This window comes from Arthrobacter sp. Z1-15, assembly GCF_054792395.1.
In genome coordinates, this window is sequence record NZ_CP096454.1 from 2,735,701 (window position 1) to 2,754,282 (window position 18,582).

The window sequence follows — 18,582 nt, forward strand, 5'->3', positions numbered from 1 at the left end:
CGGCCGGCTAGCTCTCCCGGCCGGCTCCGGCCTGCCAGGTGCCGCCGAGCATCTGCAGGAACTCCCCCTCGGAGAGAACTTCGATGCGCTGGCCTTTTCCGTGCAGGTCCAGGACCCGCCGGGCCTTGCCGGTGAGGACTCCGTTGCGCAGGTCTCCGGCTTCAAAACCGTCGCCCATCACGAGCATGGTGGTGGCGCGGGTGACGTTGGAGGCCGGACGCGCACCAAGTTCCGCCGCTGAGTTCTTGGCGGTCTGGCGGGACATGCCCAGGTTTCCGCTGAAGACCACCGTGTGGCCAAAGAGGGGGTGGCGGGAATCGGCCAGCGGGTTGGGCAGCGGGTTTTCCCCTTCCGAGGGCCAGCCGGACCAGCCGGTTGCAGCAGCCTTGGCCTCCGAGCCGGTTCCCCGCTCCAGCGCGGCACGGGTCGCCTTGGACAGCGGGTCGACACCGGGAACGTACGCCTCAAGCCGGGACGGAACCATGCCCTGGAGCGCAAAAAAACCGGCCATGTTTCCGGCACCGCTGCGCCGGACGATGTCGAGCATGATCCCGGCGCAGGCGCGGGCGTCCTCGACGGCGTCGTGGTGGTTCTGCAGCGGCACCCCGGCCGCCTCCGCCGCAAACGGCAGGGAGTGGGAGACCAGGCTGTACGTCCGGCGCGAGTGCACCACCGAGCAGGTGTAGTCGTAGGCCGGCCCGGGCAGTCCGGAGACCTCCAGAGCGGACCGGATCACTCCCATGTCGAAGGCCGCGTTGTGGGCCACCAGCAGATCCGCGCCGATAAAGGCGCCGATTTCGGGAAACAGCTCGCCAAAGCGCGGGGCTCCGGCCACCATGTCCGCTTCAATGCCGTGGATGCGGATGTTGCGGCGGTCGAAAAAATCATGTCCCGGCGGCGGACGCATCAGCCAGGAGGCTTCGTCGACGACGACGCCGTCCCGCACCTTGACCAGTCCAACCGAACAGGGCGAGCCGCGGAATCCGTTGGCCGTTTCGAAGTCGATGGCCGTGAATTCAATTCCCACGCGGTGTTCGGTTCCTTAAACGATGAAGCAGGCAGACAGGGTAAAACAGGTGGAGCGGGTTACTCGCCTTCGGCCGGCTCGGCCGGCTCAACCGGACGGTCGGCCTTCCTGCGCCGGTACGAGCGGATCTTGCTCACGAGGTACCAGACGGCGGCAACGGCCACCACGACAATGACGATCTTCTGGAAGACTCCGGCGTATTCCTCGACGATGTGCCAGCTCTCACCGAGGTAAAAGCCCGCGAACACGAAGATGGCGTTCCAGATCAGGCTTCCCGCGGTCGTCAGTCCCAGGAACTTCCAGACCGGCATGCGTTCGATGCCCGCGGGAATGGAAATGAGGCTGCGGAAGAGCGGGATCATGCGGCCGAAGAACACTGCCTTGTAGCCGTGGCGGTCGAACCACGCCTCAACCTTGTCCACGTCCTCGAGCTCGATCAGCGGCACCTTCGAGACGAGGCGGCGCATGCGGTCGCGGCCCAGCCAGGCGCCCAGTCCGTAGAGAGCCAGGGCACCGACGACGGAGCCCAGCGTGGTCCAGACGAGGGCAGAGACCAGGGAGAAGTTGCCCTGGCTGGCGGTGAACCCGGCCAGCGGCAGGATGATTTCGCTGGGCAGCGGCGGAAAGAGGTTCTCGAGGGCGATGGCCAGGCCGGCACCGGGGGCCCCGATGGCCTCCATCATGTCCACGGCCCACTGCGCGATCCCTCCCAGCGCCGATCCGTCGGTACTGGCGGTGGCAACTGAGGAAAGAATCTGTGTAGTCATATTGCCCTCAATTCTGCCCTAAGGAACACCCGGGGAGGAAACCCGACACCGCCGCCGGCCGGAAACCGGGGGGCCGGCGGCAGCTTACCGGCCGGCCGACCCTCCTGTTCACCGCGGGTTCCGGCACCTGGGGAAACGCTCAGGCCAGGGCATCCGTGATGGCCGGAAGCAGGGCGCGGAACGCCTGTCCGCGGTGGCTGATGGCGTTTTTTTCCTCCGGCGCCAGCTCGGCGCAGCTGCGGTCCAGGTCCATCGGCTGCAGCACGGGGTCATACCCGAAGCCGCCGTGCCCGCGGGGCTCTGTGAGAAGCGTCCCACGCAGCTCGGCGCGCTCCACCACTGCAGCGCCGCCGGGCAGCGCCAGGGCCGCGGCGCACACGAAGGCTGCGCCCCGGTGCTCGGCGGGGATGTCCGCCAGCTGGGCCAGCAGCAGGTCCAGGTTCGCGGCGTCGTCTCCGTGTCGGCCGGACCAGCGCGCGGAGAAGATGCCCGGAGCTCCGCCCAGGACGTCCACGGCCAGGCCGGAATCGTCGGCAATGGCGGCGAGGCCTGTCGCTGCAGCGACGGCACGGGCCTTGAGGAGGGAATTCTCTTCGAACGTCACTCCGGTTTCGGGGACGTCCGGCACACCGGCGGCCGCTGCGTCAACCACCTGGGTGTCGACGTCGAGCCCCTCAATCCGTCCGCGCAGCAGCTCGCGCAGCTCCCGCAGCTTGCCCTGGTTGCGGGTGGCCAGGACCAGCCGGGCTCCGGCAGGAATCTGCGTCACGCGCTTTCGCCCAGCGTGCGGCGCTGGATTTCCGCCAGCTCGGACGTGCCGAGCAGGGCCAGGTCCAGCAGCGCGTTGAGTTCGTCGCGGTCGAAGGGGGCGCCCTCAGCGGTGCCCTGGACCTCAACGAACTTTCCGGAGCCGGTCACTACGACGTTCATGTCCGTTTCGGCGCGGACGTCCTCCACGTACGGCAGGTCCAGCATGGGAACACCGTCAATGATGCCCACGCTGATCGCGGCCACGGTGTCCAGCAGGGGCTGAGCGTTGCGGGCAATGAGCTTGTTGTCCTTGGCCCAGGCCAGGGCGTCCGCCAGTGCCACATAGGCGCCGGTGATAGCTGCGGTGCGGGTCCCGCCGTCGGCCTGCAGGACGTCGCAGTCCAGCACGATGGTGTTTTCGCCCAGCGCCTTGGTGTCGATGATGGAGCGCAGCGAGCGGCCGATCAGCCGGGAAATCTCGTGCGTGCGTCCGCCGAGCTTGCCCTTGACCGATTCGCGGTCGTTGCGGGTGTTGGTGGCACGGGGCAGCATCGCGTATTCAGCCGTCACCCAGCCCTTGCCTTCGCCCTTGAGCCAGCGCGGAACGCCGGGGGTGAGGGAGGCGGTGCATAGCACTCGGGTGTTGCCGAACTCGATCAGCGCGGACCCTTCGGCCTGCTTGGACCAGCCGCGGGTGATGGTGATGCTGCGCAGCTGGTCGGGTGTGCGGCCGTCGGACCGCACGACGGCGGAACCGGCGGCAGGCGTGGAAGAAGAAGGGCTGTTTGCAGCGGTAGTCATGCGCCCAGTCTATCGGCCGGTTCCGGTTAGCCGGCGGGCTGGACCCCCGGTTCAACGGCCAGCGGGGCCGCGAACGGACTGCCGACGTCGTAGGAGACGCCGGCGACGGCGACCGCGAGGTCTCCGGCGTAGGTTTCCCGGGCTTCAGCCACCGAGGCGTTGGCGTCATTCCAGACCGGCAGGTGGGTCAGGAGCAGGCGGCGTGCGTTGGCTGCCGAGGCCGCGGCGCCGGCACGTTTTCCGGTCAGGTGCACGCCGTCAATGGCGTCATCGCGGCCCTCGTGGAACGCCGCTTCACAGAGGAAGACGTCGCTGTCGCGGGCGGCTTCCTCCAACCCGTCGCAGGAGTCCGTGTCCCCGGAGTAGGCCAGGGTGTGAACCAGGGAATTGCCGTCGGGGTCGGTGAACCTGGCCTCGACGCGCAGCGCGTAGGCCTCGTCCGCCGGATGCCGGACCGGGTAGGGCGTGACCGTGAACGGGCCGATGTGCACGCTGCGGTGGCTGTCCCAGTTCATGAATTCGAAGTCCTCGTGCATGCCGGGGTCGGTGGGCAGCCCGTAAGCCGTGGCCATCCGGTCCGCCGTGTCCTTCGGTCCCCAGACCTTGATCCGGTCCCGGTTCCAGCCCGCCGGGTCCCAGTGGACTGCCACGTGCAGTCCGCACAGGTCCATGCAGTGGTCCGGGTGCAGGTGGGTCAGCAGGACGGCGTCGATGTCCCGCAGGTCCATGTAGCGCTGCAGCGCGCCCAGTGAGCCGTTGCCCAGGTCCAGCAGGATGCGCCAGTCTCGGACGCCGTCGTTGGCGGTGACGAGGTAACAGGAGGCGGGTGACGCCGGACCGGGGAAAGACCCGCTGCAGCCCACGATGGTCAGTTTCATTGCGTGCCGTTCCGAAGGGCGCCTGGCGGCCTTCCGTTCTCGTCATGGATGGAGCGGGCCGGAAGGCGTGCGGAGCGGTCGGCGGCGGCCATGTCCGGGGTGATCCGGGCCAGGCTTCCGGTGGGATAGTGCGCCGCCACGTTGTCCACGTGTTCGACGCTCAGGACTTCGGGTCCGAGGAAACGCCGGGCCAGAAGTTCGAACGACGTCGAATCCCCCGTGGCGAGGAACCGGTAGTCGGGTGCGGTGGCAGCGGTGCGCTGCAGGTTGTGGGAAATCAGCGCCCGGTACACGTCCTTGGCGGTTTCCTCGGCGCTCGACACCAGCGTCACGCCGTCGCCCATCACGTAGGAGATCACGCCGGTGAGCAGCGGATAGTGGGTGCAGCCCAGGACTACGGTGTCCACATCGCCGGCTTTCAGCGGGGCCAGGTATTCTTCGGCCGTGGCCAGCAGTTCCGGCCCGGCGGTAACGCCGGCCTCGACGTAATCCACAAACGCGGGGCAGGCCACGGACTCGATTTGCAGGTGCGGTGCGGCCGCGAAGGTGTCGTTGTAGGCACGCGAGCCGACCGTGGCCTCGGTGCCGATCACCCCCACCCTTCCGGACCGGGTGGCGGCAACCGCCCGGCGCACGGCGGGCTGGATGACCTCGATGACGGGGATGCCGTAGCGGCGGGTGTACCGCTCACGGGCGTCGCGAAGCACGGCCGCGGACGCCGTATTGCAGGCAATGACCAGCAGCTTGACGCCGGAATCCACCAGTTCGTCCATGACGCCCAGCGCATTGGCGCGGACCTCCGCAATGGGGAGGGGCCCGTAGGGGCCGCGGGCGGTGTCCCCCACGTAAAGAATGGACTCATTGGGCAGCTGGTCAATGACTGCCCGCGCCACGGTCAGTCCGCCCACTCCGGAGTCGAAAATGCCGATGGGCGCATCCGCGTTGTTTTTCCGCGGCGCGCTGCTGGGCTGCGGGGCGGTGGTGCGCCCGGGCGCCTGAGTGCGCGGTGCGTCCATCAGCGGTTCCGTCATCAGCGAGGAACTTTCCGGGTCAGAGCTCATAATGTATCGAGAATAGTCCCCCGGCCCCCCGCAGCGAACTCATCGGGGCGTGCGCTTGGTCACAGCAGGGATCGGGTCATGGCCTGCATCAGGGTCTCCTGGAGCCAGGTGACAAAGTTGTAGACGAGGGCCAGGTACCCGTCCACGTCCTGCGCCTGGGACGGATCGGTAATGCCGTGCAGCCGCTCGGTGTCCTCATCGGTTTCCAGTCCGAGCCGGTCGGCCAGAACGAGGCGGACATCGTTGAGGGCGCGGGCAAAATACTGGGCCTGCTCGGCGTTGAGCAGCAGGGGCTTGGTCTCCAGCAGCAGGGCCGCAGCCCGCAGTGCACCGCTCTTGGTCTCCCGCAGCGAGCGCTCGGTGAGGCGGCGGAATTCCAGCGCTTCGTCGTCGTCCCCCTGTACCGCGTCGGGCAGCAGGCGGTGCAGCGCGGAGTCGGACGGAACACTGGCCCTGGTGTCCAAACCCACCATCGCGGCGAGCGGATCCGAGTCCGCGGGCGTGTCCGGTTCCAGCATTTCCAGCACGTCATTAAACAGGCTGCGCAGCAGCTCCCGCTCCCCCGCGTCCAGTGATGCAGAGATTCCCTTGCGGGTGGTTTTGAATCCGGTTGCCACGTAAAAGTCCTATCCGCCGGCGGGGCCGGGCTGTACTGCCGGTGTACTGCTGCTGGTGCTGCTGTTTCCGCGGTTAGCGGGTGCCGTGTTTAGCGGGTGCCGCGTTTAGCGGGTGCCGCGGAAGTCACGGCTCGTCGGTTTTCTGGAACGTGGCCCAAAGTCCAAAGGAGTGCATTGCCACGGTGTCCCGCTCCGCCGATTCACGCGAGCCGGTCGCCACCACCGACTTCCCCTGTTCATGCACTTCCATCATGAGCTTGTTGGCCTTGGCCTCCGAATATCCGAAATAACTGCGGAAAACATAGCTGACGTAGCTCATGAGGTTCACGGGATCGTTCCAGACAATCACCACCCAGGGCACGTCACTGCTGACCAGCGACTCCGTTTCAGCGCGCTCAAGGGTGTCGGTGCCGGGCGCAGTGCTCAAAGTCATGACTCCAATTGTAGGTTGGCGCCGCTTGCCGAACCGCCAGCGGAAGCCTTCTACTCAATAAGCGAACGGGGGTTAGAGTTTTGATTGTGAACAGCACCAACGCTTGGCGCCAGCCCAATGCCGCCCTGTATACAGACCATTATGAGTTGACGATGCTGCAGGCTGCCCTGCACTCCGGTACAGCTTCCCGCCGCTCCGTCTTCGAGGTGTTCGGCCGGCGGCTCCCCGACGGGCGCCGGTACGGGATCGTGGCCGGAACCGGCCGGATCCTCGAGGCCCTTGCCGCCTTCCGGTTCGACGACGATCAGCTTGCCTTCCTGGAGAGCACCTCTGTGGTGGATGCCCCCACCCTGAAGTGGCTCGCCGATTTCAGGTTCTCCGGAAACATCTTCGGCTATGCCGAAGGTGAAGCCTATTTCCCGAATTCGCCGATCCTCACCGTGGAGTCGACCTTTGCGGAGGCCTGCATCCTGGAAACCCTCCTGCTGTCGGTCCTGAACCATGACAGCGCCATCGCCTCCGCGGCCTCCCGCATGGTGACCGCCGCCGGCGGGCGGCCCTGCATTGAGATGGGGTCGCGGCGCACCCATGAGGAATCTGCCGTGGCAGCGGCCCGGGCGGCGATCATCGCCGGCTTCGACTCGACCTCAAACCTTGAAGCAGGACGCCGCTACGGTCTGAAGACGGTGGGCACGGCCGCCCATTCCTTCACCCTCCTGCATGACAGCGAGACGGACGCCTTCGAGGCCCAGATTGGTTCCCTCGGAGCCGGCACCTCACTGCTGGTGGACACGTACGACGTCGAACAGGGCGTGCGCAACGCCGTCGCCGCTGCCGGGCGGCAGCTGGGCGGGGTCCGGCTGGATTCCGGCGATCTGGTCGCCCAGGCCAAGTGGGTGCGCGAGCTGCTGGATGAGCTGGGCAATACGGACACCCGGATCATGGTGACCTCGGACCTGGACGAATATGCCATTGCGGCCCTGGCCTCCGCGCCCGTGGATGCGTACGGCGTCGGAACTTCCCTGGTCACCGGTTCCGGTGCGCCGACCGCCGGGCTGGTGTACAAGCTGGTCAGCCGCGAAGACGACAACCACGAGTTTGTCTCGGTCGCCAAGGCCGCCAAGAACAAAGCTTCCCGCGGCGGACGCAAATACGCGCTGCGCCGGCTGGATGAGCGCGGCACGGCCACTGCCGAGGTCATCGGCATCGGCCACCGCCCGCTGGACGACGGCAACGACCGCCCGCTGCTGGAGCAGTTTGTCGCCGACGGCGAGATTCTTGCCGGCTGGACCGGAGCCGCTGCCGTGGAGCGGGCTGCCAAGCGGCACACAGAGTCCCTGGCTGAACTGCCAACCTCGGTCAACCGCCTGCAGCGCGGCGAGCCGGCCATACCCACCGAATACGAGGAGTGAGAATGACGCGTGCCCTGATTGTTGTCGACGTCCAGAACGACTTCTGCGAAGGAGGATCACTGGCCGTTCCCGGCGGCACCGACACCGCCTCGGAAATCACCGACTACATTGAAACGACGCTTGGCCGCTATGACGTCGTGGCCGCCACGCAGGACTGGCACATTGAGCCCGGCCCGCACTTCTCCGAAACCCCGGACTACAAGGAATCCTGGCCGGTGCACTGCGTTGCCGGGACGACCGGCGCCAGCCTCCACCCCGACCTGGACACCGAGCACATTGATGCGTTCTTCCGCAAGGGACAGTATGAGGCGGCGTACTCCGGTTTTGAGGGCGTGCTTGCCCCCGAAGACGAGGTCCCCACGGGTGACCTTGATGCCGCAGCGGTGCCGCCGGATCCGGCTGAGACAGTGAGCCTGGACGACTGGCTGCGCGAGAACGACGTCGAGGAAGTCGTCATTGTGGGTTTGGCCGCCGATTACTGCGTCCGGGCCACGGCCCTGGACGCCATTGCCGCAGGCTACGACACCTTTGTCATCCCGGACCTCTGCCGCGGAATCGACCGCGCCGGAACCCGGGCCGCGCTGGCCGAACTCGAGGACGCCGGCGTGGAGCTGCTGGACCTGTAGGCCCCGGAACGGCAGGGATTTACGCCCCCGGACCCGGCGAGTGAACCCGGGCCCGGGGGCCCTTGCATCCGTGGATGTCGCGTCCGCGGATCAGGCGGCTATTTGCGGCCGATGAACCAGTCCTGCAGCTTCTTCAGCCGCTGGTTGAGCTGCTCCTCGTTGGCCTGCGCCACCGGCGGGCCGCCGCAGATGCGGCGCAGCTCGCTGTGCACCATCCCGTGCGGCATGCCCGAGCGCGCGGACCAGGCGGAGACGTTCTTGGCCAGCTGGCCGCGCAGCTCGGTCAGCCGCCGGTGGTCCATGACGGACGGCTCCGGCTCCGGAGCAGACGCCGCCGGGGCCTTGCGTCCGCGGCGGGACAGCTGCTCGTGCTGGCGCTGGCGCAGCAGCACGCCCATCTGGTCCGCATCCAGCAGCCCGGGAATCCCCAGGAAATCCTGTTCCTCTTCGCTGCCCAGTTCACCGCCTGTGCCGAACTCGCCGCCGTCGAACAGCACACGGTCAAAGGACGCCTGGGACTCCAGCGCCTCGAACTTTTGCTTGGTCAGCGAATCCGAGGCCTTCTCCTCACGGTTCGCTGCCTCCATGAGGCTGTCTTCCAGCCCGAAGCCCTCCTCTTCGAGGTGGTTGTCCGGCCGGTCCAGGGCGTGGTCGCGTTCCATTTCCAGCTGGTTGGCCAGGGCCATCAGGTTCGGGACCGAGGGCAGGAAGACCGACGCCGTCTCGCCGCGCTTGCGGGCACGCACAAACCGCCCCACCGCCTGGGCAAAGAACAGCGGGGTCGCGGTGGAGGTCGCGTAGACCCCCACCGCCAGGCGCGGTACGTCCACGCCTTCAGACACCATGCGGACCGCCACCATCCAGCGCTGGTCCCCCGCGGAGAATTCGTCGATCTTGTCCGAGGCCTTGGCATCATCGGAGAGGATGACGGTTGGGGACTGCCCGGTGATCTTCTTCAGCGTGCCGGCGTAGGCGCGCGCGTCGTCGTGGTCCGTGGCAATCACCAGCCCGCCGGCATCGGGGACGGCGCGCCGCACTTCGGACAGCCGCCGGTCGGCAGCGGCAAGGACCGCCGGAATCCACTCTCCGGTGGGGTTCAGCGCCGTGCGCCAGGCCTGCGCCGTGATGTCCTTGGTGACCGCGGCCTCGCCCAGGGAGGCGGCCATCTCGTCGCCGGCACTGGTGCGCCAGCGCATCTGCCCGGAGTAGGCCATGAACATCACCGGGCGGACCACGTGGTCGCGCAGGGCCTCGCCGTAGCCGTAGGTGTAATCGGCCTTGGAGCGGCGGATGCCGTCCCGGTCCGCTTCATACTCCACAAACGGAATCGCCGCCGTGTCCGAACGGAACGGCGTACCGGTCAGGGAGAGCCGCTTGACCGCCGGTTCAAAGGCTTCCCGGATGCCGTCGCCCCAGGAGAGCGCGTCGCCGCCGTGATGGATCTCGTCCAGGATCACCAGCGTGCGGGCCGCCTCCGTCTTGGCCCGGTGCAGCATGGGCTTGGAGGCCACCTGCGCGTAGGTGACGGCCACGCCGATGAAGCCGTCGCCGTGCCGCCCGTCGGCGTTCTTGAAATTGGGGTCCAGCGCCAGCCCCACCTTCGCGGCGGCATCGGCCCACTGGCGCTTGAGGTGGTCCGTGGGGGCCACGACGGTGATCCGCTTGACGATCCCGCGGTCCACCAGCTCCGTGGCGACACGCAGGGCGAACGTCGTCTTGCCGGCGCCGGGGGTGGCGACGGCGAGGAAGTCGTCAGCGTCGTTGGCGAAGAACTTCTCGAGGGCTTCGGCCTGCCACTGGCGCAGCTTGGGGGCGGTGCCCCAGGCGGCTCGTTCGGGATAGGCGGGCGGCAGGGCCGGTCCGCCGAAGAGGGTGTCTGGGCTCACGCTGTGAACGGCACCTTTCCTGTGTTCGGGGTAACTATTGCACTGCGTGCACCGGAGAGGATCCCCAGGCACGCAAAAACGGCCAGGACAAGCCACATGACGCTGAACGCGCCGGTCTGTCCGGAAGCCGCGGGATCCTGCAGCAGGGCAAAGAGAATCCCTGCCACGGTGGTTCCCGCCACGGCTCCGACCTGGTCGGAAATCTGAAGGGACGCGGAATTGCGTCCCCGGTCCACGGAGGTGGACAGTGCCAGCACCATCACTGAGGTGCTGGAAAGGGCCAGGCCCATCGCGGCTCCCGCCAGGGACCACACCGCCACGATCACCCCAAAAGGCACCGACGGTGAAGCCAGCAGCCCGATGCCTCCCATTGCTGCTGCCAGCATGGATGCGCCGGTCACCAAAAGCCGGTGGCGGCGCCCGGCGGCGCGGGCCTGAAGGAAGGAACCCACAGCCCAGCCTACCGCTCCTGCGGTGAGCGCCAGTCCTGCAGTGGCCGGGTCCACACCGTGGGTCGCCAGCACCATGAGCGGCAGGAAAGCTTCCGCAGCCACGAATCCGGCACTGAGCAGGCCGCGGGTGGCGATCACGCTCGGCAGTCCCCGGGCTAGGCGCAGGGTGCCCGCCGGCAGCAGACGCCCGAGTGCCGCCCCGGCGGTTCCGGCTGCGGCTGCTGCGGCAATCCACAGAGCCGCCGGAGCCGACGGCGCATCCGCCGCCTCATTGCCTGCCCACTGGGCGACAAACACTGCGGCGGCCAGCGTGCTGCCCCATAGAGCCCGCCTGCGGCCCAGTGCCCGGTCCAGGGCAGGGTTGTCCGGCGGACCGAGGCCGCGAACCCGCGGCCAGACCATGAGGCCGGCAACCAGCACGATGGGAATCACCGCGGCAAAGACCCACCGCCAGCTCACGTACTGGGCCAGGAGGCCGGCGGCCAGGGGCCCCACCATCGACGGCAGGATCCAGGCAGCGGCCAGCCACCCGAAGAGCACGGGCTGAAGGGACGACGGGTAGATCTCGCCGATGATGACGTACACCGCAACGATCATGGCCCCGCCGCCGAGCCCGGAGACGGCACGGCCTGCGGTGACAACCCAGAACTCGCCGGCCAGGGCCGAGACCACCAGGCCGGCGGTCATCAGGGCCATGCCGGCCGCCAGCGACGGCACCGGCCCCTGGACATCGCACCTGCTGCCGGCCACGACCGTGCCCAGCAGCGAGGCGGTGAGGAACATCGAGAACGCCAGCCCGTACCCGGCCCCCGCGGACAGCTCGGCGGCCACCACGGGCATCGCCGTCGTTACCGCCATCGCTTCAAAGGCGGAGCAGGTGATGATGGCGAGGATGCCCAGGGTGAGGGCCCGGTAGGCGGGCGACAACGGGCCGGCGGGACGCGGCTCCGCGGATGGACCGCTCATGGACGCGCGGGAACTACTTGCCGCCGTCCTTGGGCGCGCTCAGGCCTTCGTAGATTTCCTTGCAGGTGGGGCAGACGGGGAACTTTTTCGGATCCCGGCCCGGAGTCCAGACCTTGCCGCACAGGGCGATCACCGGTTCGCCGGAAAGCGCCGACTCCATGATCTTTTCCTTGCGGACGTAGTGGGCAAACCGCTCACTGTCACCGGGTTCTGTGTACTCGCGCTGCTCTTCGCGCTCGATGACGGCGGTGGAACCGCCGCCGTCGTCCAGGCGGCGGGCAGGGTCATTTTCGAAAGGATCGGGAGGCAGACTCATGGTTCCCATCTTAGTACCGCAGGAGGCCCCGCCCCGGCCGACTGACCGGAGCGTTTTATTTGTGCACCGAGAGTGCCGCCAGCATTTCCGGGGCGCGGCGGTCCAGCCAGCGTCCCCCGATCCTGATCCCGCCCACCAGCAGCCCGGTACCCAGCAGCACGCCGCCAGCCAGGGTCAGCCAGTCCCAGAGCGGGTTGTCGTTCAGCAGCGCCACGACGGCCAGTGCCAGTACCGGAAGCACAATCACGATCTGGCTCAGCATGCCCAGGCTTTGCACCAGCGCGGTCCGCCCGGCGGAACCCGGAGGAGTCTTGAAGGCGTTCTCCCCCGGCAGCGGAACGTTGTACGTGTACCGGGCCGAAACTACGGACGAGAGCCCGAGACCGCCCAGCAGGACAGCCAGGGAGACCCCGAGCAGGACCGGAATCAGGTCCGCCTCCCCCAGCAGCAGGCACGGCAGCACCGCTGCCAGGACGGTGACCGGCAGCGCAAATACGGCGCAGGCGATGACCCGGCCGGCGCGGTCGGCCGTACCCGAAACGCCGGTGCTGACGTGCAGGGCAAAGGCGGTGTTGTCGTATGAAACGTCCGCTGAAATGCCGTAGCCGAGCAGGAAGCCCAGCAGCGGTCCCGCGAACAGCACCAGGCTGGGGCCGGTGCCTTCCTGCGTGCCCAGGAACACCAGCAGGACCACCATCAGCGGAATGATGAGCAGCGAGGCGCCGTACCGCGGATCCCGGATCCAGTAGGTCAGGGCGCGGGCAGCAACGGCACCGGTGGGAGTGGGCGGGAAAAGGGCAAAAAACCCGAGCTTTCCGCCCTTGCGCCGGGCGCCGGAGCTGTGCGGCGGGGTGATAAGCGCGCGCACCAGCAGCACCTTCCAGGCCCACACCAGCAGGGCCAGGAAAACGGCGGCGATCGCCAGCTTGGCGGCAGCCGGCCCCGGCTGGTTCAGCGCAATATCGCCGGGTACGGCCCATGCTGCGCCCAGCGGTGTCCAGGACAGTGTGCGTGCCAGTGACGGAAGATAGCCCTGGGCACTGCTGATGCCTGAGCTGATACCGGCAATGATCGGCCCCAGGAGCATAAGCGGGATGATGGCCACCAGGCCGGAGATGTCCTTGAACCGCCGGGACGAGGCCAGCGAGGTGCTTGCCGCGACGGTGACGCGGGCGGCGATGATGCAGGTGAACACGGCGATCAGCGCGGACAGAACCCCGGCGGCCAGGGCAGCCGGGCTGCGCCACCAGACGGCAGCGGAGCCCAGCGCGGCAAGCAGCGTGACGGCGCCCGGGATGCCGATGAGCCCGCCGAGCCCCAGCCCGGCGAGGAGCTGGGGCAGCGGCACGGCAAAGGTCACGAACCGCGCCGGGTCCAGGGTCAGGTCCACGCCGGTGGCCAGCACGGGAATCAGCGCCCAGCCCAGGACGGCGGCGCTGCCGGCGAGGACTGTTGCGGTGCGGGCCAGTTCGGGGTCGTTGAAGCTCAGGAAGAACAGGGCCGCAAACAGCAGGCCGAGCATCCCCAGTCCGTACAGGGCGCCGAAGACGATTCCCACGATCTGCCACGGGCTGCGGCGCAGGGAGTTGCGCAGCAGGAGAAGCTTGAGCCTTAGGAGGTGCGCAACCATGGCAGTCCCTCCGAGTGGGTGCGTCCGCCCACCAGCTGCACGAAACGCTCTTCCAGGGTCTCTCCGCCGCGGACCTCGTCCACGGTTCCGGAGGCAAGGAGGTTGCCGCCGGAGACCACTGCGACGTGGTCGCACATCCGCTGGACCAGGTCCATGACGTGGCTGGACACGATCACCGTTCCGCCGGAGTCCACGTACCCGGAGAGGATGTCCCGGATGTTGGCGGCGGACACCGGGTCCACCGCTTCAAAGGGCTCGTCGAGGACCAGCAGCCGGGGCGCGTGGATCAGCGCAGAGGCAAGGGCGATCTTCTTGGTCATGCCCGCGGAGTAGTCCACCACGAGGGTGCCCGCATCATTGGTCAGGTCCATGGCCTCGAGCAGGTCCCGCACACGCCCTGCCACGGTCTCCCGGTCCATGCCGCGCAGCAGCCCCGAATAGGTAACCAGCTGCTCGCCGGTAAGCCGGTCGAACAGCCGGACGCCGTCGGGCAGCACTCCCATCAGCCGTTTGGCCTTCAGCGGCTCGGCCCAGACATCCGTGCCGTGCACCCACACCTGTCCGTGCTCGGGCCGCAGCAGGCCGGTCGCCATGGACAGCAGGGTGGTCTTGCCTGCTCCGTTGGGGCCGACCAGCCCGTAGAAGGAGCCTGCCGGGACATCAAGGCTGATCCCGTTGACGGCGATCTTCTCCCCGAAACGCTTGCCGAGGCCCCGGACAGCCAGGGCAGGGGCAGCCGGAACGGCCGGAGTTTCAGGGAACACGGGTTCGCTCATGTCAGCACCACTTTCGTCATGCCACCAAACTACCCGCCAAGCAGGCGGACGGGATCAGCCGGAAGGACCAAAATCGGCGCCCTGAAAGTGCGGCCGGGCGGAGTACACCCGTCCCGGGGACTAGGCGGGCCGGGCCCGTTCGTACTGCGGTGCCCAGGGAAGCTTGGCATCCAGTTCCCCGGCTGCCCGCATCCACCAGTGCGGATCCCGCAGGGCGGCCCGCGCAATGAGCACGGCATCCGCCCGCCCGGCACGGAGGACTTCCTCAGCCTCCGCCGCACTGCTGATCAGGCCGACGGCTGCTGTGGGGACACCGGCGGCGGCGCGGATGTGCTCGGCGAATCCGGTCTGGTATCCCGGGCCCACGGGGATATTGGCTGCGGGCACGGCTCCGCCGGTGGAGACGTCCACCAGGTCGACGCCGCGGTCGCGCGCCTGGCCGGCCAGGCGGGCCGAGGACCGCTCGTCAAGGCCGCCGTCGGTCCAGTCGGTTGCGGAGATGCGCAGGAGCAGCGGCATCGAGTCCGGGATAACCGCCCGGACGGCGTCAACGACTTCCAGCGTCAGCCGGTTGCGTCCCTCCTCCGACCCGCCCCAGCCGTCGGTGCGGGTGTTGACCAGCGGGGTCATGAACTGGTGCAGCAGGTATCCGTGGGCGGCGTGGATTTCGATGGTGTCGAACCCGGCTTCCACAGACCTTTCCGCTGCCCGGGCGAAATCCGAGATGACCCGCCGGATGCCGGCTTCATCCAGCGCCTGCGGGGCGGCATAGCGGCCGAAGGCATCCGCAGTGGGACCGACAGTGCGCCAGCCGCCGTCGGCTTCCGCAACGCTGCCGCTGCCCCGGCCGAAGGGAGAGTAGGTCGAGGCCTTGCGCCCGGCATGGGCCAGCTGAACGCCGATCCGGGCATCGGCGGCCCCGTACCGGTGGACGAAGTCCGCGATGCGGCGCCAGGCGGCGGCTTGTTCGGCGGTGTAGATGCCGGTGTCCTCCGGACTGATCCGGCCCTCGGGGCTGACCGCCGTCGCTTCGGTGATGATCAGTGCCGCTCCCCCGGCTGCGAAGGAGCCCAGGTGCATCAGGTGCCAGTCATTGGGCAGCCCGGGAGCGTTGACGCCGTCGGCCGAGTACTGGCACATGGCCGCCACCCAGCCGCGGTGGGAGAGCTCCAGTCCGCGGAGCACCAGCGGGTCGAACAGGCCGGCATTCAGGGATGCTGCGTTCTCGCTCATGCCGGGCGGGCCTAGAAGAGTGCCCGGGCGAGGGCGGAGCGGGCCTTGGTGACCCGCGGGTCCGTGGTGCCCACCACCTCGAACAGGTCCAGCAGACGCAGCCGTGCCTTTTCCCGGTCATCGCCGAAGACCCGTGCGATCAGCCGAACCACGCGGTTGAACGCGTCTTCGACGTGCCCGCCTGAGACATCCAGGTCCGCTACGGCCAGCTGTGCGTCAACGTCGTCCGGGTTGGCCGCTGCCTCGGTGCGCAGCTTCTCGGCGTCCGCGCCCTTGAGCCGGGCCATCAGTTCCACCTGGGCCAGCCCCGCCTTGGCCTCCGCGTCCGCCGGCTGTTCGGCCAGCGCTTTGCGGTAGGCGGCGGCAGCGCCGTCGTAATCCCCGGCCACGATCGCGTCGTAGGCTTCCTGGTGCAGCGGCGGCAGCGGAGCTTCCTCCGCCGGCTCCCCGGCACCGCCCTCGTTCAGGGTCCCCGCAACACCGTTGGCCGCTGCCACCTGCAGCAGCTCGGCGACCAGGGCGCGGATCTGTTCCTCCGGGACCGCCCGGTCGAACAGCGGCACCGGCTGGCCCTTGAGGACAGCGGCGACCGTGGGGACAGCCACGGCCTGGAAGGCCTGGGCAATCTGCGGGAAAGCTTCCACGTCCACCCGGCCGAGCAGCAGCTTTCCGTCGTGCTCGGTGACAATGCTCTTCAGCACGTTGCTCACCTGCACGGATTCGGGACTGCGCGCTGAGTAGAGGTCGATGATGACCGGGACCTGCTCGGACAGCTGGACCAGCTGGGGGAAGGTCTGCTCGGAGACCTCAACGATGTACGGGCTGGCGGCCGGGGCGCCGGCCCCGCCCTGCCCCGGAGCCGGTGCCCCGGCTGCGGGCGGGGCCGTGGCCCTGGATTTCAGGCCGGAGAGGTCGACGGCGCCGCGCAGGTTCATCGTGGAAGCTGCCGGTGCTGGACGGTGGTTCGGAGTGCTCATGGCTTCACCTTATTACGCGGTCTCGGGTCACCGGCAACCCGGTTTCCCCTGATGGAGGGTGGGGCTACTTCAGGGTTGCTGAGAGCAGTTCCTGGACGGCGCCGATGACCTGGATCTGGTCGGTGCTTCCGGCCGGGGGAACGTACAGCATGACGCCCTCTCCGTATTTGACGTCAATGCCTTCTTCGGTGCTGGTTTCACCCGTGAGCGTCTGGTAGACGGTGCCCTCAAGGTTGATGGAGTCGCCGGTTTCCTTGGGAACGCTCGTGTAGCTGCTGTCCATGTAGCCGAACACAATGGCTCCGCCGTCGGCGGTGCGCAGGGCGCGCGTGTCGTCCGGCACGGACGTGTGGTTGAAGGTGATGTTCGCGAACTCGTTGTCCGGGCTCGCCGTAACGTCAGACTGGAACTTGGTCACCGCGTCGGCGAAGGTGTTGGCCGAGAAGGTGTCCTTGTTGGCGCCGGCCGGGTTGGTCAGGGCATCGGCCAGTGCCTGCACGGCGATCTGCGGAGAGACGGTCAGGCCGTCGGCGGAGTCCGCCGGGGCGGGATTAACACCGGCGCCGGTGGACGGGCGCGGCGGGAAGGTGGTCCCGGGAAGCATCCGGATGGAAGAAACCAGCTTGTAGTTCTCGCGTGCCGAGGCCTGTTCCAGCAGCAGTGCCTGCGGAACCTCGTTCTCCGGGCCCTGGGTAACGGCAACCACGCTGCGCGGGAATTCCGTTCCGCCCATGATCAGGTCTGTCTTCAGCGGCTCCGCAGCTACCGGTTCCGGTGCCGGGTGGGTGGGTACTTTGGCTGCCGTGGCATACCCGGCCTCGCGGAGGGTGGCGGCCGAACCGGCGGCGCGCTCGGTAAGCAGGGCAGGGTCCTTGGCGGCATCCGCTTCCTGGACGGTGGCCGCGACGTCAACGAGGATCCGTTCCAGCTGCGACTTCAGGACCACGGGCGGGGTGGCTTCATCAGCCGGCTCGGCCGTGGGACCCGCGGTGAGCGGAAGTCCGGCCAGGGCGGGCGCGGGGGCGGCGCTGAAGGCCAGGGCAGCGGCAAGCGCGGTGCTGAGCGCGGCGGCAGGCCCCCGACGGCGCAGGACCGGCAGGATCCCGAAGGCCGTGGTGCCCGAGGCCGTGGTGCCGGAGGCTCCGGGCTTCCGTCCGGCAGCGGGCGCCGGTTCAGCCGCGGGCAGTGAGGTGGTGCTGTCGGTTACCGGATGGGCAGCGTCGGCCGTGCTGCGGGCGGGGCCCTCGGCGGACGGTTCCCCGCCGCCCGAACGGCGGCCGGTGTTGCCGCGGCCCGCAACGAAGGCCAGGGCAAGGCCGAGAACGGCAAGCAGCGCGCCGCCGACAATCAGCGGCACGGCAAACGGTGTGGACGCATCGTTGGCGTAGGTGACCGAAACGCCTGCGGGCGCCGGGGCCGTACCGTCTGAAGCAAGCAGGATCTGCCAGTCGCCGGAAGCCGGGGCGTCCCAGGTGAACGTCGTTTCACCGTCGACCTCCTGCTCGGAGACCCACAGGTCGGATCCGGCCGGATTGGGAACGGTGGGAGTTCCTTCAGTGACCTCGGAGGCCAGGCTGTCTCCGTCGGCTGCGACCCGCAGGACGGTGGCGTCCCCAACCCATGCATCGACGTCGTCGGCCCGGCCCACGGCCATCAGGAAGGGGCCCTCTCCCGAGAAGGTGAGGTCAACGCCGTCGGGGTGGGCAGTGAGGACATCAGTGCCGATGACAGTCAGCGGTGCCTGCTGATCGGCGGACGGGGCTTCGGCCGTGACGGTGCCCGGCGGAGCCCAGAAGGTGCGCTGCCCGATGCCCACAAGCATCAGCAGCACTCCGATCACGATCAGCGGAACTGCAATTTTGTTTCGCACAAGCTACCTATCTTCAGTCTCGGTACTTCGCATCACCTGTAGGTGCGGCTAAAACGGGACGTGGACCCTCTTGGCTATGGGCCGGTCAACGGGTTTATAACCCA

Annotated in this window: 18 protein-coding genes; 2 read left to right on the forward strand and 16 right to left on the reverse strand. The window is 68.2% G+C overall.

Annotated features, from left to right (window positions below; translation table 11 throughout):
* Nucleotides 1-7: 7 nt before the first annotated feature.
* The 8 genes from M1D40_RS12450 to clpS all read right to left on the reverse strand — a co-directional run bounded on the left by M1D40_RS12450 (nt 8) and on the right by clpS (nt 6,334).
* Nucleotides 8-1,027 (reverse strand): 3'-5' exonuclease, encoded by a 1,020-nt coding sequence (locus M1D40_RS12450; protein WP_461169024.1) that lies wholly within the window; start codon nt 1,025-1,027, stop codon nt 8-10.
* A 59-nt stretch (nt 1,028-1,086) separates the two neighbouring features.
* Nucleotides 1,087-1,794 (reverse strand): DedA family protein, encoded by a 708-nt coding sequence (locus M1D40_RS12455; RefSeq protein WP_461169025.1) that lies wholly within the window; start codon nt 1,792-1,794, stop codon nt 1,087-1,089.
* Between the two features lie 139 nt (nt 1,795-1,933).
* The gene (rdgB, locus tag M1D40_RS12460; RefSeq protein WP_461169026.1) at nt 1,934-2,563 is read right to left on the reverse strand and encodes an RdgB/HAM1 family non-canonical purine NTP pyrophosphatase; all 630 of its coding nucleotides are present in this window, start codon (nt 2,561-2,563) and stop codon (nt 1,934-1,936) included.
* A complete protein-coding gene (gene rph / locus M1D40_RS12465) occupies nt 2,560-3,345 on the reverse strand; it encodes a ribonuclease PH (protein WP_341393674.1) in 786 nt (261 codons plus the stop codon). Before rph ends, rdgB begins: the two co-directional genes overlap by 4 nt.
* A gap of 26 nt (nt 3,346-3,371) precedes the next feature.
* Nucleotides 3,372-4,223, reverse strand: a complete 852-nt coding sequence (locus tag M1D40_RS12470) for an MBL fold metallo-hydrolase (RefSeq protein ID WP_461169027.1) — start codon at nt 4,221-4,223, stop codon at nt 3,372-3,374.
* Nucleotides 4,220-5,284, reverse strand: coding sequence for a glutamate racemase (gene murI / locus M1D40_RS12475; RefSeq protein WP_461169028.1), 1,065 nt, complete (start codon nt 5,282-5,284; stop codon nt 4,220-4,222). The genes M1D40_RS12470 and murI overlap by 4 nt, the downstream gene beginning before the upstream one ends.
* Nucleotides 5,285-5,343: 59 nt before the next feature.
* Nucleotides 5,344-5,901 (reverse strand): DUF2017 domain-containing protein, encoded by a 558-nt coding sequence (locus M1D40_RS12480; protein WP_461169029.1) that lies wholly within the window; start codon nt 5,899-5,901, stop codon nt 5,344-5,346.
* A 124-nt stretch (nt 5,902-6,025) separates the two neighbouring features.
* The gene (clpS, locus tag M1D40_RS12485; protein WP_461169030.1) at nt 6,026-6,334 is read right to left on the reverse strand and encodes an ATP-dependent Clp protease adapter ClpS; all 309 of its coding nucleotides are present in this window, start codon (nt 6,332-6,334) and stop codon (nt 6,026-6,028) included.
* A 152-nt stretch (nt 6,335-6,486) separates the two neighbouring features.
* Between clpS and M1D40_RS12490 the strand changes: the two genes are divergently transcribed.
* Together M1D40_RS12490 and M1D40_RS12495 are read left to right on the forward strand one after the other, a co-directional pair.
* A complete protein-coding gene (locus tag M1D40_RS12490) occupies nt 6,487-7,746 on the forward strand; it encodes a nicotinate phosphoribosyltransferase (RefSeq protein ID WP_461171061.1) in 1,260 nt (419 codons plus the stop codon).
* Between the two features lie 2 nt (nt 7,747-7,748).
* Nucleotides 7,749-8,372 (forward strand): nicotinamidase, encoded by a 624-nt coding sequence (locus M1D40_RS12495; RefSeq protein ID WP_341393668.1) that lies wholly within the window; start codon nt 7,749-7,751, stop codon nt 8,370-8,372.
* Between the two features lie 98 nt (nt 8,373-8,470).
* Here the strand turns inward: M1D40_RS12495 and M1D40_RS12500 are convergent, their stop codons facing one another.
* The 8 genes from M1D40_RS12500 to M1D40_RS12535 all read right to left on the reverse strand — a co-directional run bounded on the left by M1D40_RS12500 (nt 8,471) and on the right by M1D40_RS12535 (nt 18,478).
* A complete protein-coding gene (locus tag M1D40_RS12500) occupies nt 8,471-10,258 on the reverse strand; it encodes a DEAD/DEAH box helicase (RefSeq protein ID WP_461169031.1) in 1,788 nt (595 codons plus the stop codon).
* Entirely contained in the window at nt 10,255-11,676 is a 1,422-nt protein-coding gene (locus M1D40_RS12505; protein WP_461169032.1) for an MFS transporter, read from the reverse strand. Before M1D40_RS12505 ends, M1D40_RS12500 begins: the two co-directional genes overlap by 4 nt.
* Before the next feature lie 13 nt (nt 11,677-11,689).
* A complete protein-coding gene (locus M1D40_RS12510; RefSeq protein ID WP_420481396.1) occupies nt 11,690-11,992 on the reverse strand; it encodes a DUF3039 domain-containing protein in 303 nt (100 codons plus the stop codon).
* 55 nt (nt 11,993-12,047) lie between these two features.
* Nucleotides 12,048-13,622: a transporter gene (locus M1D40_RS12515; RefSeq protein ID WP_461169033.1), complete on the reverse strand. Its 1,575-nt coding sequence runs from the start codon at nt 13,620-13,622 to the stop codon at nt 12,048-12,050.
* Complete coding sequence (locus M1D40_RS12520; protein WP_461169034.1) at nt 13,604-14,398, reverse strand: ABC transporter ATP-binding protein; 795 nt, start codon at nt 14,396-14,398, stop codon at nt 13,604-13,606. Before M1D40_RS12520 ends, M1D40_RS12515 begins: the two co-directional genes overlap by 19 nt.
* Nucleotides 14,399-14,518: 120 nt before the next feature.
* A complete protein-coding gene (locus M1D40_RS12525) occupies nt 14,519-15,631 on the reverse strand; it encodes an NADH:flavin oxidoreductase/NADH oxidase (protein ID WP_461169035.1) in 1,113 nt (370 codons plus the stop codon).
* An 11-nt stretch (nt 15,632-15,642) separates the two neighbouring features.
* A complete protein-coding gene (locus tag M1D40_RS12530) occupies nt 15,643-16,608 on the reverse strand; it encodes a co-chaperone YbbN (RefSeq protein WP_461169036.1) in 966 nt (321 codons plus the stop codon).
* Nucleotides 16,609-16,672: 64 nt separating this feature from the next.
* Nucleotides 16,673-18,478, reverse strand: a complete 1,806-nt coding sequence (locus M1D40_RS12535; protein WP_461169037.1) for a hypothetical protein — start codon at nt 18,476-18,478, stop codon at nt 16,673-16,675.
* Between the last annotated feature and the right edge of the window lie 104 nt (nt 18,479-18,582).